The 14,554-nt window shown below is 70.5% G+C and carries 12 protein-coding genes; all 12 read left to right on the forward strand.

All coding sequences use genetic code 11. The features are described from left to right. Positions 1-17 precede the first annotated feature (17 nt). The 12 genes from pheS to tyrS all read left to right on the forward strand — a co-directional run bounded on the left by pheS (position 18) and on the right by tyrS (position 14,096). Complete coding sequence (gene pheS, locus RM423_RS01415; RefSeq protein WP_311421201.1) at positions 18-1,139, forward strand: phenylalanine--tRNA ligase subunit alpha; 1,122 nt, start codon at positions 18-20, stop codon at positions 1,137-1,139. Between the two features lies 1 nt (position 1,140). Then, the gene (pheT, locus tag RM423_RS01420; protein ID WP_311421202.1) at positions 1,141-3,612 is read left to right on the forward strand and encodes a phenylalanine--tRNA ligase subunit beta; all 2,472 of its coding nucleotides are present in this window, start codon (positions 1,141-1,143) and stop codon (positions 3,610-3,612) included. 42 nt (positions 3,613-3,654) lie between these two features. After that, positions 3,655-4,671: an N-acetyl-gamma-glutamyl-phosphate reductase gene (gene argC / locus RM423_RS01425; RefSeq protein ID WP_311421203.1), complete on the forward strand. Its 1,017-nt coding sequence runs from the start codon at positions 3,655-3,657 to the stop codon at positions 4,669-4,671. Then, entirely contained in the window at positions 4,668-5,819 is a 1,152-nt protein-coding gene (gene argJ / locus RM423_RS01430; RefSeq protein ID WP_311421204.1) for a bifunctional glutamate N-acetyltransferase/amino-acid acetyltransferase ArgJ, read from the forward strand. The genes argC and argJ overlap by 4 nt, the downstream gene beginning before the upstream one ends. Next, entirely contained in the window at positions 5,816-6,706 is an 891-nt protein-coding gene (argB, locus tag RM423_RS01435; RefSeq protein WP_311421205.1) for an acetylglutamate kinase, read from the forward strand. Before argJ ends, argB begins: the two co-directional genes overlap by 4 nt. Then, a complete protein-coding gene (locus RM423_RS01440; protein ID WP_311421206.1) occupies positions 6,703-7,968 on the forward strand; it encodes an acetylornithine transaminase in 1,266 nt (421 codons plus the stop codon). The genes argB and RM423_RS01440 overlap by 4 nt, the downstream gene beginning before the upstream one ends. After that, positions 7,965-8,888 carry an ornithine carbamoyltransferase gene (gene argF / locus RM423_RS01445; protein WP_311421207.1) on the forward strand — a complete coding sequence of 308 codons (924 nt, stop codon included), beginning with the start codon at positions 7,965-7,967 and terminating at the stop codon, positions 8,886-8,888. Before RM423_RS01440 ends, argF begins: the two co-directional genes overlap by 4 nt. Then, positions 8,888-9,442: an arginine repressor gene (locus RM423_RS01450; protein WP_311421208.1), complete on the forward strand. Its 555-nt coding sequence runs from the start codon at positions 8,888-8,890 to the stop codon at positions 9,440-9,442. The genes argF and RM423_RS01450 overlap by 1 nt, the downstream gene beginning before the upstream one ends. A gap of 82 nt (positions 9,443-9,524) precedes the next feature. Next, positions 9,525-10,727 carry an argininosuccinate synthase gene (locus RM423_RS01455; protein ID WP_311421209.1) on the forward strand — a complete coding sequence of 401 codons (1,203 nt, stop codon included), beginning with the start codon at positions 9,525-9,527 and terminating at the stop codon, positions 10,725-10,727. Then, complete coding sequence (gene argH, locus RM423_RS01460; protein WP_311421210.1) at positions 10,724-12,187, forward strand: argininosuccinate lyase; 1,464 nt, start codon at positions 10,724-10,726, stop codon at positions 12,185-12,187. The genes RM423_RS01455 and argH overlap by 4 nt, the downstream gene beginning before the upstream one ends. Positions 12,188-12,201: 14 nt before the next feature. Further along, on the forward strand, positions 12,202-12,831 hold the full coding sequence (locus tag RM423_RS01465; RefSeq protein ID WP_311421219.1) for a DNA-3-methyladenine glycosylase: 630 nt from the start codon (positions 12,202-12,204) through the stop codon (positions 12,829-12,831). Further along, on the forward strand, positions 12,828-14,096 hold the full coding sequence (tyrS, locus tag RM423_RS01470; RefSeq protein ID WP_311421211.1) for a tyrosine--tRNA ligase: 1,269 nt from the start codon (positions 12,828-12,830) through the stop codon (positions 14,094-14,096). The genes RM423_RS01465 and tyrS overlap by 4 nt, the downstream gene beginning before the upstream one ends. Positions 14,097-14,554 lie beyond the last annotated feature (458 nt).

The raw sequence follows: 14,554 nt of genomic DNA on the forward strand, positions 1-14,554 counted from the left end.
CGACCTGAAGGATTCCCATGTCTGGCGCCAATGACCCGTATGACCCGAAGCAGGTGGCCGCGCTCGCACCGGCCGCGCTGGAGCAAGGCGTCGCGGCGGCTCGGCAGGCCTTCGAGGCGGCGGCCGACCTGGATCAGCTGAAGGCCGCCCAGACCGCGCACGTCGGCGATCGCTCACCGCTCGCGCTGGCCAACCGCGAGATCGGCGCACTGCCACCGGCTGCCAAGGCCGACGCGGGCAAGCGGATCAACGCCGCCCGGAGCGCCGTCCGCCAGGCCTTCGCCGAGCGGCTGGCAGCCCTGGAAGCCGAGCGGGACGCCCGGGTCCTCGCCGAGGAGACGATCGACGTCACGCTGCCGTGGGATCGGCGGCTGACCGGCGCGCGTCATCCGTTGACCACCACTCAGGAACTGGTCGGCGACGTGTTCACCGCCATGGGGTGGGAGGTCGCCGAAGGACCCGAGATCGAGGCGGAGTGGTTCAACTTCGACGCCCTCAACATCGGCGTGGATCACCCGGCCCGATCGTTGATGGACACCTTCTTCGTCGTGGGCAAGGACGGCACCGCCGACAGCGGCCTGGTGCTGCGGACCCACACCTCGCCGGTGCAGGCCCGGGTGATGCTCACCCGCACCCCGCCCATCTACGTCGTCTGCCCCGGCAAGGTCTTCCGTACCGACGAGCTGGACGCCACCCACTCTCCGGTGTTCCACCAGCTCGAAGGCCTGGTCATCGACAAGGGCATCACGATGGCACACCTCAAGGGCACCCTGGACCACATGGCCGAGGCGTTCTTCGGTCCCGGCATCGTCACCCGGCTCCGGCCGTCCTATTTCCCGTTCACCGAGCCCAGCGCCGAGCCCGATCTGCTCTGCTTCGTGTGCCGCGGCGAGTCGGTGGGCAACCCCGACCGGCCCTGCCGCACCTGCGGCAGCGAGGGCTGGATCGAGTGGGGCGGCTGCGGCATGGTCAACCCACGGGTGCTCCGGGCCTGCGGCATCGACCCGGACGTGTACTCCGGCTTCGCGTTCGGAATGGGGATCGAGCGAACCATGATGTTCCGCAACAACGCCGCCGACATGCGAGACATCGTCGAGGGCGACGTCCGGTTCACCGCTGCTTTCGGAATGGAGGCCTGAGATGCGCGCGCCGGTTTCCTGGATCGCCGAGCACGTCGACCTGCCCGCCGGGCTCACCGCCCGCGAGCTGGGCGACGCCCTCGTCCGGGTCGGTCTCGAGGTGGAGCGCGTCGACTCGGCCGCCGACGGCATCAGCGGCCCGCTGGTCGTCGGGCGGGTGCTGTCGTTCACCGACGAGCCGCAGAAGAACGGCAAGGTCATCCGCTGGTGCTCGGTGGACGTCGGTGAGGACGAGCCGCGCGGCATCGTCTGCGGTGCCCACAACTTCGCCGTCGACGATCTGATCATCGCGGTACTTCCCGGCGCGGTGCTGCCGGGACCGTTCCCGATCAGCGCCCGCAAGACCTACGGCCACCTCTCCGACGGCATGATCTGCTCGTCCCGGGAGCTGGGCATCGGCGAGGACCACGACGGCATCCTGGTGCTGGAACCGGGAACTGCCAAGCCCGGCGATGACGCCCTGGACGTGCTGGGCCTGCGCGATGCGGTTCTCGATATCGCGGTGACTCCCGACCGCGGCTATTGCCTGTCCGTACGTGGCCTGGCTCGTGAGGCCGGCGCGGCGCTGGCGGTGCCGTTCCACGACCTCGCGGTCACGCTGCCGGCCGATTCCACCGGCGGCTATCCGGTCACGGTGGCCGACCCGGCGGCCTGCGACCAGTTCTCGGTGCGGGCTGTGACCGGCCTGGACCCGTCCTGTCCCACTCCCGATTTCATCACGCACCGGCTGCGCGCCGCCGGCATGCGCTCGATCTCGCTGACCGTGGACGTCACCAACTACGTGATGCTCGAGACCGGCCAGCCGCTGCACGCCTACGACCGCGCGTCGCTGCGCGGGCCGCTCGGTGTCCGCCGCGCGCAGCCGGGCGAGAAGCTGACCACCCTGGACGGCACTGCCCGGCTGCTCGACGCCGATGACCTGGTGATCACCGACGACCGGGGTCCGATCGGCCTGGCAGGCGTGATGGGCGGTGCCGAGACCGAGATCTCGGCACTCACGGAGCAGATCCTGCTGGAGGCCGCGCACTTCGACCCGGCGGTGATCAGCCGGGCCGTCCGCCGGCACCGGCTGCCGTCCGAGGCCGCGAAGCGCTTCGAACGGGGCGTCGACCCCGCAATGGCAGCGGTCGCCCTGCAGCGCTGCGTGGACCTGCTCACCGAGTACGGCGGCGCCACGGCGCAGGCCGCAGGCACCGTCGTCGGCAGCGGTCCGGAGCCGGTGCTCATCGCGCTGCCTGCCACCCGTTCGGCCGAGCTGGCCGGCCTGCCGATTCCCGCCGAGGCCGTGCATGCCCGCCTGGAGCAGGTGGGCTGTGCGGTGCACGACTCCGGCTCGGGACTGTTCAGCGTCACGCCGCCGAGCTGGCGCCCCGACCTGACGGACCCGGCCGACCTGGTCGAAGAGGTCGTCCGGCTGGAGGGCTACGACAAGATCCCGTCCGAGCTGCCGCACCCACCGGCCGGTCGCGGCTGGACGGCCGAGCAGCGGTTGCGCCGCGCGGTGTCCCGGGCACTGGCGGCCGCGGGCTACACCGAGGTGATCAACTACCCGTTCGTCTCGCCCGCGATCCATGACATCTTCGGCCTGCCGAAGGACGACCCGCGTCGCCGGGCGGTGCGGCTGGCCAACCCGATCTCCGACGCCGAGCCGGAGATGCGGACGTCCCTGCTTCCCGGTCTGCTCGGCAACCTGAGCCGCAACGTCGGCCGTGGCAGCCGCGATCTGGCGATCTTCGAGATGGGCCTGGTGTACCTGCCGGCCCCGTCCGCCGAGCGCGCGCCCCGCCCCGGCGTGGAGCACCGGCCGAGCGAGCACGAACTTGCCGCGATCGCCAGCACGGTTCCCGTCCAGCCCCGGCATGTCGCCACCGTCCTGGCCGGTGACCTCGCCCGCGCCGGTTGGTGGGGTGGCGCCGAGCAGGCCGGCTGGGCGGATGCCATCGAGTCCGCCAGGGTGGTCGCGCGGGCGGCGCGCGCCGAACTCGAGGTGCGCAAGGCCGAGATCGCGCCGTGGCATCCGGGCCGCTGCGCCGAGCTGTTGCTGGCCGGCATGGTGATCGGCACCGCTGGTGAGCTGCACCCGCGGGTGGTCGCCGCCCTCGGGCTGCCGCCGCGGACGTGTGCCATGGAGCTGGACCTGGACGCGGTCGCGCCGCCGGCACCCGCGCAGGCTCCGACGCTGTCGTCCTTCCCGCCGGTGCTGCTGGACCTGGCCCTGGTGGTGCCGGCTGAGGTTCCTGCCGCCGACGTCCTGGCAGCGGTGCGCGAAGGCTCGGGGGAGCTGCTGGAGTCGGTGCGGCTGTTCGACGTCTACGCCGACGCGGACCGGCTGGGGGAAGGCCTCAAGTCGCTGGCGTTCGCGCTGCGGTTCCGGGCGCCTGACCGCACGCTCACCGTGGACGAGGCCACTGCCGCCCGGGACCGCGCGGTGGCAACGGCCCGGTCCCGGGTGGGGGCGCAACTCCGCGCCTGACCCCGTGTGTATTTAATTGCGCGATGCTGCATAATGTTGCACATGGGAGTTCGGGTCGCGGTAGCAGGAGCAAGCGGGTACGCCGGGGGAGAGCTGCTGCGGCTGCTCGCCGCCCATCCCGGGCTGGATGTCGTGGCGGCAACCGCCCACGGGCAGGCCGGCGTGCCGCTCGGCCAGGTGCACCCGCAGCTCGTCAGCTACGGCGACCTGATCCTGGGCAACACCACCGTCGACGAGCTGGCCAAGGCCGAGTTGGTGTTTCTGGCCCTGCCACACGGAGCGTCGGCGGGACTCGCGGCGCAGCTGCCGTCCTCGGTCAAGATCGTGGATCTCGGAGCGGACTTCCGGTTGCGGGACGCCGCCGCCTGGCAGCGCTACTACGGCGGTTCCCACGCTGGCAGCTGGACGTACGGCCTTCCCGAGCTGCCCGGCCAGCGCGCTGAGATCGCCGCTGCCGATCGGGTCGCCAACACCGGGTGCTACGCGGTGGCGGTCATCCTCGCCCTGGCACCGCTGATCGCCGCCGGCCTGATCGAGCCCACCGACGTCGTGGTCGTCGCCTCGTCCGGCACGTCCGGAGCCGGCCGTTCGGCCAAGGCCAACCTGCTCGGCAGCGAGGTGATGTCGGACCTGTCCGCGTACAAGGTCGGCGCGCACCAGCACGTTCCCGAGATCCTGCAGGCCACTGGTGCCGAGACGCTGTCGATGACACCGGTGCTCGCGCCCATGCCGCGTGGCATCCTCGCGGCCGTGACCGCCCGTCCCACCACCGCCGGCGTAACCGCCGAGGACGTGCTGGCGGTGTTGTCGCGGGCCTATGCCGACGAGCCGTTCGTGCACGTGCTGCTCGCCGGTCGTCAGCCCCACACGGCGGCCACCTTCGGGTCCAACTCCGCGCACCTGCAGGCCGCGGTGGACCTCAGCTCCGGCCGGGTGATCTTGACCAGCGCCATCGACAACCTCGGCAAGGGCGCGGCCGGCCAGGCCGTCCAGAACGCCAATCTGATGCTGGGCATGGACGAGACCGCGGGCCTGTCGGCGAACGGGGTGGCACCGTGAGCGTCACCGCCGCGGCTGGTTTCCGGGCCGCCGGGGTCGCCGCCGGACTCAAGTCCGCGGGCCCGGACGTTGCACTCGTCGTCAACGACGGACCGCTGAGCTCGGCAGCCGCCGTCTTCACCACCAACCGGGTGAAGGCCGCGCCGGTGCTCTGGTCCCAGCAGGCGGTCGCCGACGGGGTGGCCCGGGCGGTGCTGCTGAACTCCGGCGGGGCCAATGCCTGCACCGGTCCCGACGGCTTCGCCGATGTCCACGCCAGCGTCGAGCACGCGGCGCAGCTGTTATCGGTCGGCGCGGCGGACGTGCTGGTCTGCTCCACCGGCCTGATCGGTGAACGCCTACCGATGGACCGGTTGCTTCCCGGCCTCGACAGCGCGGTGGCAGCCCTGTCCGGCAAGGGCGGAGCAGACGCGGCCGACGCCATCCGGACCACGGACACCGTGGCAAAGACCGCCACCGTCACCCATCCCGACGGCTGGAGCGTGGGCGCAATGGCCAAGGGCGCGGGCATGCTCGCCCCCAGCCTGGCCACCATGCTGTGCGTTCTGACGACCGACGCGGTGGCCGAGGCGTCGAGCCTGGACGCGGCCCTGCGGGCGGCCGTCCGTACGACGTTCGATCGGCTCGATGCGGACGGTTGCATGTCCACCAACGACACGGTCGCGCTGCTGTGCAGTGGTGCCTCCGGAATCGCCGCCCCCGACGAGGCGCTGGCCGAGGCGGTGCGCGCGGTATGCGCGGACCTCGCGGCCCAGCTGCTCGCCGACGCCGAGGGGGCGACGAAAGAGGTCGAGATCGTGGTGTCCAGCGCGGCGTCCGAGGACGACGCCGTCGAGGTCGGACGCTCGATCGCCCGCAACAACCTGCTCAAGTGCGCCCTCTTCGGCAACGATCCGAACTGGGGCCGGGTGCTCGCGGCGATCGGCACCACCACCGCGGCGTTCGAGCCGGACGAGCTGGACGTCGCCATCAACCGGGTGCAGGTCTGCCGCGGCGGGGCCGCCGGGGACAGCCGCGATGGTGTCGACCTGTCCGGGCGGCGGGTGCTGATCGAGGTCGAACTGCATGCGGGTGAGGCAACCGCAACGGTGCACACCAACGACCTTTCCCACGACTACGTCGAAGAGAACTCGGCGTACTCGTCATGACTGGGCTGCTGAGCGCCGAGGCGAAGGCCGCAACGCTGATCGACGCGCTGCCCTGGCTGCAGCGATTCCACGGCAAGGTCATCGTCGTCAAGTACGGCGGCAATGCCATGATCTCGCCCGAGCTGCAGCAGGCCTTCGCCGAGGACATCGTCTTCCTGCGCTACGCCGGGCTTCGGCCCGTGGTCGTGCACGGTGGCGGGCCGCAGATCACCGAGCATCTGGACCGCCTCGGCATCGAGAGCGAGTTCCGGGGCGGCCTGCGGGTGACGACCCCGGAGGCCATGCGGGTGGTACGGATGGTGCTGGTGGGCCAGGTGAACGGCGACGTGGTGAACCTGATCAACGACCACGGCACCTTCGCGGTGGGCCTGTCCGGCGAGGACGGCGGCATGCTGACCGCCGAGCGCAGACCGGCCCTGATCGATGGCAAGCCGGTGGACATCGGGCAGGTCGGCGACGTGGTGGATGTCGATCCGAGCGCCATCACCGCGCTGCTCGACGCCGGCCGGATTCCCGTCATCGCCACGGTCGCCCGGGGCCGGGACGGCCTGTCCTACAACGTCAACGCCGACACCGCCGCGTCCGCGGTGGCGGTCGCACTGGGTGCTGAGAAGCTGCTCGTGCTGACCGACGTCGCGGGGCTCTACGCCAACTGGCCCGACAGCACCGACGTGATCGAGGCCATCGGCACCGCGGAACTCGCGCGGCTGCTGCCGAGCCTGGCCGCTGGGATGGCGCCCAAGATGGAAGCATGCCTGCGCGCGGTGGTGGCCGGCGTGCCGGCGGCCACCGTGATCGACGGCCGCCAGCCGCACTCGTTGCTGCTGGAAATGTTCACGACCGAGGGGATTGGCACCATGGTGTATGCCGACGAGGTGCGGGCATGACGACGGACACGGCCAGCCGGACGGACGAGCTGCAGCGCCGCTGGGCCGGGGCGATGATGGACAACTACGGGACGCCCGCGCTTGCGCTCAGCGGCGGCAAGGGCGTCACGGTCACGGACGTCGACGGCCGCGAGTACCTCGACTTTTTCGCCGGCATCGCGGTGTCCGCGCTCGGGCACGCGCATCCGGCGATCGTGGAGGCCGTGACCCGCCAGGTCGGCCAGATCGCCCACACCTCGAACCTTGTTCTCCACGAACCCGGGGTCCGGCTGGCCGAACGGCTGCAGGCACTGCTCGGACGCCCCGACGCCCGGGTCTTCTTCGCCAACGACGGCACCGAGGCCAACGAGTGCGCGGTGAAACTGTCGCGGCTGCACGGCCGCGCCATGGACCCGTCCGGAAACCGGCTGCGGATCGTGTCGACCGAGAACAGCTTCCACGGCCGGACGTTGGGCTCGCTGTCGGTCACCGGCAACGCCGCCAAGCGCGAGCCTTTCGAGCCGCTGCCGGGACCGGTCAGCTTCGTGCCGTTCGGCGATGTCCAGGCGCTGCGCGAGGCGGTCGATGGCACGGTCTCGGCGGTCTTTCTGGAGCCCACTCAGGGCGAGGGTGGCGTCGTCCCGGCGCCGGCCGGCTACCTGCGGGCGGCCCGCGAGCTCTGTGACGCCACCGGCGTGTTGCTGGTGATCGACGAGGTCCAGAGCGGTATCGGCCGTACCGGGCACTGGTTCGCGAGCCTGGCCGCAGGGGTTGTCCCGGACGTCCTCACCCTGGCCAAGGGCTTGGGTGGCGGCCTGCCGATCGGTGCCTGCATCGCGTTCGGCGACGCAGCCGGCCTGTTCGGCCCCGGCTCGCACGGCAGCACCTTCGGCGGCAACCCGGTGTCGTGTGCCTCGGCGCTGGCGGTTATCGACACCATCGAGTCTCAGGGGTTACTCGACAACGTCACCACGACCGGTGCCGCGCTCGAGGGCGGCCTGCGCGCCATCGACAATCCGCTGGTGGCGACGGTTCGGGGCAGCGGCCTGTGGTGGGGCGTCCAGCTGACCTCAGCCTGTGCGGCAGCGGTCGAGAGCGCGGCGCGCGACCGTGGGGTGCTGGTCAACGCCGTGAAGGCAGACGTGCTGCGGTTGGCCCCACCACTGATCGTGTCCGAGTCGCAGGTCGCCGAGGCGGTCCGGGTGCTGGCCGAGGCGCTGGACGCGGTATCGGCGGCTCAGTCCGAAGCTGATCAGTCGCAGGGGAACGGGTTGCCCGCATGACGCGGCACTTCCTGCGCGATGACGACCTGGCACCCGATGAGCTCCTCCAGGTGCTCGATCTCGCAGGCACGCTGAAGAAGGACCGGCTGGGTCACCGACCGCTCGAAGGCCCCCGTGCAGTCGCGGTGATCTTCGACAAGCCGTCCACCCGCACCAGAATTTCGTTCAGTGTGGGGATCGCCGAACTCGGTGGGTACCCGCTGATCATCGACGCCCACACCAGTCAGCTGGACCGCGGCGAGCCCATCGCCGACACCGCCCGGGTGCTGGACCGCCAGGTCGCGGCGATCGTCTGGCGCACCGCCGGTCAGGACCGGATCGAGGCGATGGCCCGGGCCAGTTCCGTTCCGGTGGTGAATGCGCTCACCGACGAGTTCCACCCGTGCCAGGTGCTGGCGGACCTGCAGACGATCCGCGAGCACAAGGGCAGCCTGGCGGGGCTGCGGCTGAGCTACGTCGGCGACGCGGCCAACAACATGGCCAACTCCTACCTGCTCGCTGGCGCCGCGGCCGGGATGCAGGTCAGGATCGGCGGCCCGGCGGCGTTCCAACCCGACCCGGCCATCGTGTCCCGCGCCGGTGAGATCGCGGCGGCCACCGGTGGCTCCGTGCAGGTCGGTACCGACCCCGACGCAGCGGTGGACGGTGCAGACGTGCTGATCACCGACACCTGGGTCTCGATGGGCCAGGAGGACGAGAAGGCCGACCGGCAGGCGCCGTTCCGGCCCTACGCCCTCACCTCGGACCTGCTGGCGCGGGCCGACGAAAAGGCCATCGTGCTGCATTGCCTGCCTGCCTACCGTGGCCACGAGATCTCGGCCGAGGTTCTGGACGGCCCGCAGAGCGTGGTGTGGGACGAGGCCGAGAACCGGTTGCACGCGCAGAAGGCGCTGCTCAGCTGGCTGCTGGAGCGCTCGTGATGGCAGCCGCGGCAGGGGGCGGCCGGCAACCGGCGCCCGGGTCCGGAAACCGCCCGGTGACCGAGCTACCCAGCCGGGCGGTTCGCCATGCCAAGATCCTGAGCTTGCTCAGCGAGCACACCGTCCGGTCGCAATCAGAGCTCGCCGCACTGCTGGACGCGGCCGGCGTCCGGGTGACCCAGGCAACCCTCAGCCGGGACCTGGACGAGCTGGGCGCGGTGAAGCTGCGCACTCCGGACGGCGGCCAGCCGGTGTACGTGGTCCCTGAGGACGGCGCCCCGCTGGCGGCGCGGCAGTCCTCCGACGCCCCGCCGCAGCGGCTGGCGCGGCTGCTCGGTGAGCTGCTGATCTCGGCGGAGGCCAGCGCGAACCTGGTGGTGCTGCGAACCCCGCCCGGCGCGTCGAACTTCGTGGCCAGCGCCCTCGACCGGGCCGGGCTGCCGGACGTGTTGGGCACCATCGCCGGGGATGACACCATTCTGGTCATCAGCCGGGACGCGGGGGGCGGAGCGGAGCTGGCCCGCAGCCTGATCCAGCTGTCGGCCACGACCTGAGATGGACCGGCGCGAGGGCCGGAGTGCTCCGAACGCACGCACGCAGTACCCGAGCAGGCAGAACCAACAGGGAGAGAGAGCAATGACCAAGCGGGTAGTCCTGGCATATTCCGGTGGGCTGGACACCTCCGTCGCGATCGGCTGGATCGCGGCAGAGACGGGCGCCGAGGTGATCTGCGTGGCGGCGGACGTCGGCCAGGGCGGCGAGGACATGAACGAGATCCGCCAGCGTGCGCTGGACTGCGGGGCCGTCGAGTCCGTCGTGCTGGATCTGAAGACCGAGTTCGCGCAAGACTTCTGCCTGCCTGCCCTGCGCGCGAATGCCCTGTACCTGGAGCGCTATCCGTTGGTCTCCGCGCTGTCCCGGCCCGTCATCGCCAAGCACCTCGCGCTGGCCGCCCAGAAGTTCGGTGCGGACACCGTCGCGCACGGCTGCACCGGCAAGGGAAACGACCAGGTTCGCTTCGAGGTGGGCATCGGTGCCATTGCGCCGGAACTCGACGTCATCGCGCCGGTTCGCGACAGCGGCATGACGCGGGACAAGGCCATCCAGTTCGCCGAGGACAAGGGACTGCCGATCGACCAGTCCAAGCGCTCGCCGTACTCAGTCGACCAGAACTTTTGGGGTCGCGCGGTCGAGACCGGCTTCCTCGAGGACCCGTGGAACGCCCCCATCGAGGACCTGTACTCCTATACCTCGGACCCGGCCGTTGCCCGCGAGCCCGACGACGTGGTGATCAGCTTCGTCGACGGCGTGCCCACCGCCATCGACGGCAGGCCGGTGACGGTGCTCGAGGCGATCCTGGAGCTCAACAAGCGGGCCGGCGCGCAGGGCGTCGGGCGCCTGGACATGGTCGAGGACCGACTCGTCGGCATCAAGAGCCGCGAGGTGTACGAGGCCCCGGGCGCCATCGCGCTGATCACCGCTCACCAGGAACTGGAAGACCTCACCGTCGAGCGGGACGTGCGACGGTTCAAGTTCTCCGTCGAGCAGCGCTGGACCGAGCTGGTCTATGACGGCCTGTGGTTCTCACCGCTGCGCAGCGCCCTGGATGCCTTCGTCGACTCCTCCCAGCGGCACGTCACCGGCGACATCCGGCTGCGGCTGCACGGTGGCAAGGCGGTGGCCACCGGCCGCCGCGGTGAGGGCTCGCTGTACGACTTCGAGCTCGCCACCTACGACACCGGCGACACCTTCGACCAGACGCTGGCCAAGGGGTTCGTGCAGCTGTGGGGTCTGCCCAGCCGGATCGCCGCGCGGCGGGAGCAGAGGCTGGCCAAGTGAGCCCAGCCGGACCGGCGGGCACGCCCGGCGACTCGGCCAGGCGCGATGCGACCCCCCAGTCGCGCACCCAGCTCTGGGGAGGTCGTTTCGAGACCGGGCCGGCCGATGCGCTGGCGGCGCTGTCGCTGTCCACGCACTTCGACTGGCGGCTGGCCACGCACGACCTGGCGGGCTCCAAGGCGCATGCGCAGGTGCTGCACCAGGCCGGCCTGCTCACCGACGACGAGCTGGCCGGCATGCTGGCCGGGCTGGCGTCCCTGGACGCCGCTGTGCGGTCCGGGGCATTCACGCCCCGCCCGGAGGACGAGGATGTGCACACCGCGCTCGAACGCGGGCTGCTGGAGCGGGTAGGGGCGGACCTGGGCGGCCGGATCCGCGCGGGACGCTCCCGCAACGACCAGATCGCCACCCTGATCCGGATGTACCTGCGGGAACAGGCCCGACGGCTGGCGGCCCTCACCGGGGGGCTGTCAGAGGCGATCGCCTCGCAGGCCGAGGCGCATCTCGGGGTGGCCATGCCCGGGCGCACCCACCTGCAGCATGCCCAGCCGGTGTTGCTGTCGCACCACCTGCTGGCACATTGCTGGGCGCTGAGCCGCGACGTCGACCGCTTGCGGGACTGGGATGCCAGAGCCGCGGTCAGCCCCTACGGTTCGGGGGCGCTCGCGGGCTCGTCGCTGGGCCTGGACCCGCATGCGATCGCCGCCGAACTCGGCTTCGACGCGCCCGCGGAGAACTCCATCGACGCGGTCGCCGCACGCGACGTGGTGGCGGAGTTCTCGTTCATCACCGCCATGCTGGCGGTGGACCTTTCCCGGCTGGCCGAAGAGGTGATCCTCTGGGCCACCAAGGAATTCGGGTTCGTCCAGCTGGACGATGCCTACTCCACCGGTTCCTCGATCATGCCGCAGAAGAAGAACCCGGACGTAGCCGAGCTCGCCCGTGGCAAGGCCGGCCGGCTGATCGGCGACCTCGCCGGATTGCTGGCCACCCTGAAGGGCCTGCCGCTGGCATACAACCGCGACTTGCAAGAGGACAAGGAGCCGGTGTTCGACGCCATCGACAACCTGGCTTTGTTACTACCCGCGATGACCGGCATGATGGCGACCCTGGTTTTTGACAGGGAGCGTCTGGAATCCCTTGCACCGCAAGGATTCTCGCTGGCGACCGACATTGCCGAGTGGCTGGTCCGTCAGGGCGTCGCCTTCCGGGTGGCACACGAGGTGGCTGGTTCTTGCGTGCGGGTCTGTGAGGCTCGGGGGATCGAGCTGCACGAGCTGTCGGACGCCGACTTCGCCGAGATCTCCACCGAACTACGTCCCGAGGTGCGCGAGGTGCTGACAGTGGCCGGCTCACTGGCGAGCCGTTCCGCCCACGGCGGCACCGCTCCGGTGCGGGTGGCCGAGCAGCTCGCGACGCTGCGCGGGGTGCTGGCTGGCCAGCGGGAATGGTCTCGGTAGGCGGACGGGTGGCAATGGTGGTTGACCGCGACCTGCTCACCGGTACCGCTGTGCAAACGGCGCCGCTGTTGCTGGGCGCCCTCGTCCGCAGCCGGATCGACGGCGTGCCGGTCCTCGCCCGGATCACCGAGGTCGAGGCGTACGAGGGCGAGCGGGACGCGGCCTCGCACGCCTACCGCGGCCTGACGAAGCGGACCGCGGTGATGTTCGGCGAGGCCGGTCATCTGTACTGCTACTTCGTGTACGGCATGCACTGGTGCGCCAACATCGTCTGCGGTGAGCCTGACACCGCCGCGGCGGTACTGTTGCGGGCCGCTGAGATCGTCGAGGGCGAATCGTGCGCTCGCAGCCGGGGCGCGAAGTCGGTGCCGGCCGCCAAGATCGCGAGTGGGCCGGCGAGGCTCGCAAGGGCGCTGGGGCTCAGCGGCGCGGACAGCGGTGTCGACCTGCTGGACGAGCGTTCGCCGGTGCAGCTGGTGTCGCTCGCTCCGCCCGGGCCGTACGAGTCCGGGCCCAGGGTGGGCGTCGCCGCGGCGGCCGAGCTGTCCTGGCGTTTCTGGCTGCCCGGGGATCCGACCGTGTCGGCGTATCGCGCGGGTGGGCGCAAACGTGTTGGCGGCACCCGGCAGACTGGACAACCGTGAGCGACGAACCGCGAGACCGACGGCCCTTGACGGAGGACCTGCCCCCGGACCTGCGCGAGGAATACCGGATCCTGGCCGCGGGGGCCGCTCAAATTCTGCCGCCGGACGGCCTTGCCGAGCGGCTGCTCGCGGCGCGCGCGGAACATCGCCCGCTGCGGGTCAAGCTCGGCATCGACCCGAGCGGGACGGACCTGACGCTCGGGCATGCCGTGGTTCTTCGTAAGCTCCGCCAGTTCCAGGACCACGGCCACACGGCGGTCCTGGTGGTCGGCGGCTTCACCGGCCAGGTGGGCGACCCCTCCGGCAAGACGGCGACGCGGTCCGCGCAGAGTGCCGAGCAGGTACGCGCCAACGCCCAGGGTTACTTCGACCAGGTGATGCGGATACTCGATCCGGACCGCACCGAGATCGTCAACAATGCCGACTGGCTCGGCAGCATGGACCTGGCCCGACTGCTGGACTACAGCCGACAGGTGACGGTGGCTCAGTTGCTGGAGCGCGACGATTTTGCCAAGCGGTTCGCCGGCAACGTGTCGATCACACTGTCGGAGTTCTTCTACCCGCTCTTGCAGGGCATCGACTCTGTCGAGGTGCGCGCCGACGTCGAGCTCGGCGGGACGGACCAGACGTTCAACAACCTGGTGGGCCGGACCCTGCAGCGGGCCAAGGGTGAGCCGCCACAGGCAGTCCTCACGCTGCCCCTGCTGGTCGGCACCGACGGCACGGAGAAGATGGGCAAGTCGCTCAACAACTACGTGGCCATCTCGGAGCCGCCCGGGGAGCAGTTCGGCAAGCTGATGAGCATTCCGGACACCGCGGTGGAGCTGTACGCGACGCTCTGCACAGATCTGCATCCGGACGACGTCGCCGCGCTGGCCCAGGACGTGGCCGCGGGTGGCAAGCGGGCCAACGAGGCGAAGCGGCAGGTCGCGCGCCGGATCGTCGGGCTGTACCACGGCGACGAGGCGGCTCGTGCGGCCGAAGCGCGTTTCAACGCCCTGTTCCGGGACGGCCAGCTTCAGGCCGATGCCCCGGAGTTCGCCGCGGACCTGGCCGACACCGTCCACCTGCCGGCGCTACTCACCGCGGCGGGCCTGGCCGACAGTGGATCGGCCGCAAGAAGGCTGATCGACGCGGGGGCCGTCAAGCTGGACGGGGTGCCGCGGCCGGCTAAGACCTACGACGTTCCTGGCAGCGAGCTCGCGGGGCGCCTACTCTCGGTGGGGAAGCGCAAAGCGGTCCGGGTCACAGCTCACACGTCCTGAACGGATCGCGGGTCCAAGGCCCTCGGCGCCGAAGAATCGGGCCCCTGAGGGGCCCTGGACCCGAATTTGACCCTGGTGTAAGCCTGAGCTACTGTTCTCTCTGCACGGCGAACGGAGCCCGCGAGGGAGCCGGCCGGGCAGGCCGCCAGCGGGTCCGACGATCGCAAGATCATGAGGCGCTGGAGGTTGCCGGGACGTGCCTGGGTTGGGTTTTGACTTGGTGGGTTGTGTCGGGTAGTGTTTGTGGGGTTGCCCCGGAGTGGACTTGGTGGTCTGTGATGGTGTGTGCCTGTTCTTTGAGAACTCAACAGTGTGCCGAAAGTTAGTGCCATTTTTGATGTTTTTTGGTTGATACGGGTTTTTTTGTCGGCTCGGATTGGTCAGTTGTCGGATTTTCTGGGGTCGCCTTTGGGTGGTTCTGGTTTCTGTGTTTGGTGTTCCTGCTGGCCTTTTGGGGT

It is taken from the genome of Jatrophihabitans lederbergiae (genome assembly GCF_031845305.1).
GTDB lineage: Bacteria > Actinomycetota > Actinomycetes > Mycobacteriales > Jatrophihabitantaceae > Jatrophihabitans_A > Jatrophihabitans_A lederbergiae.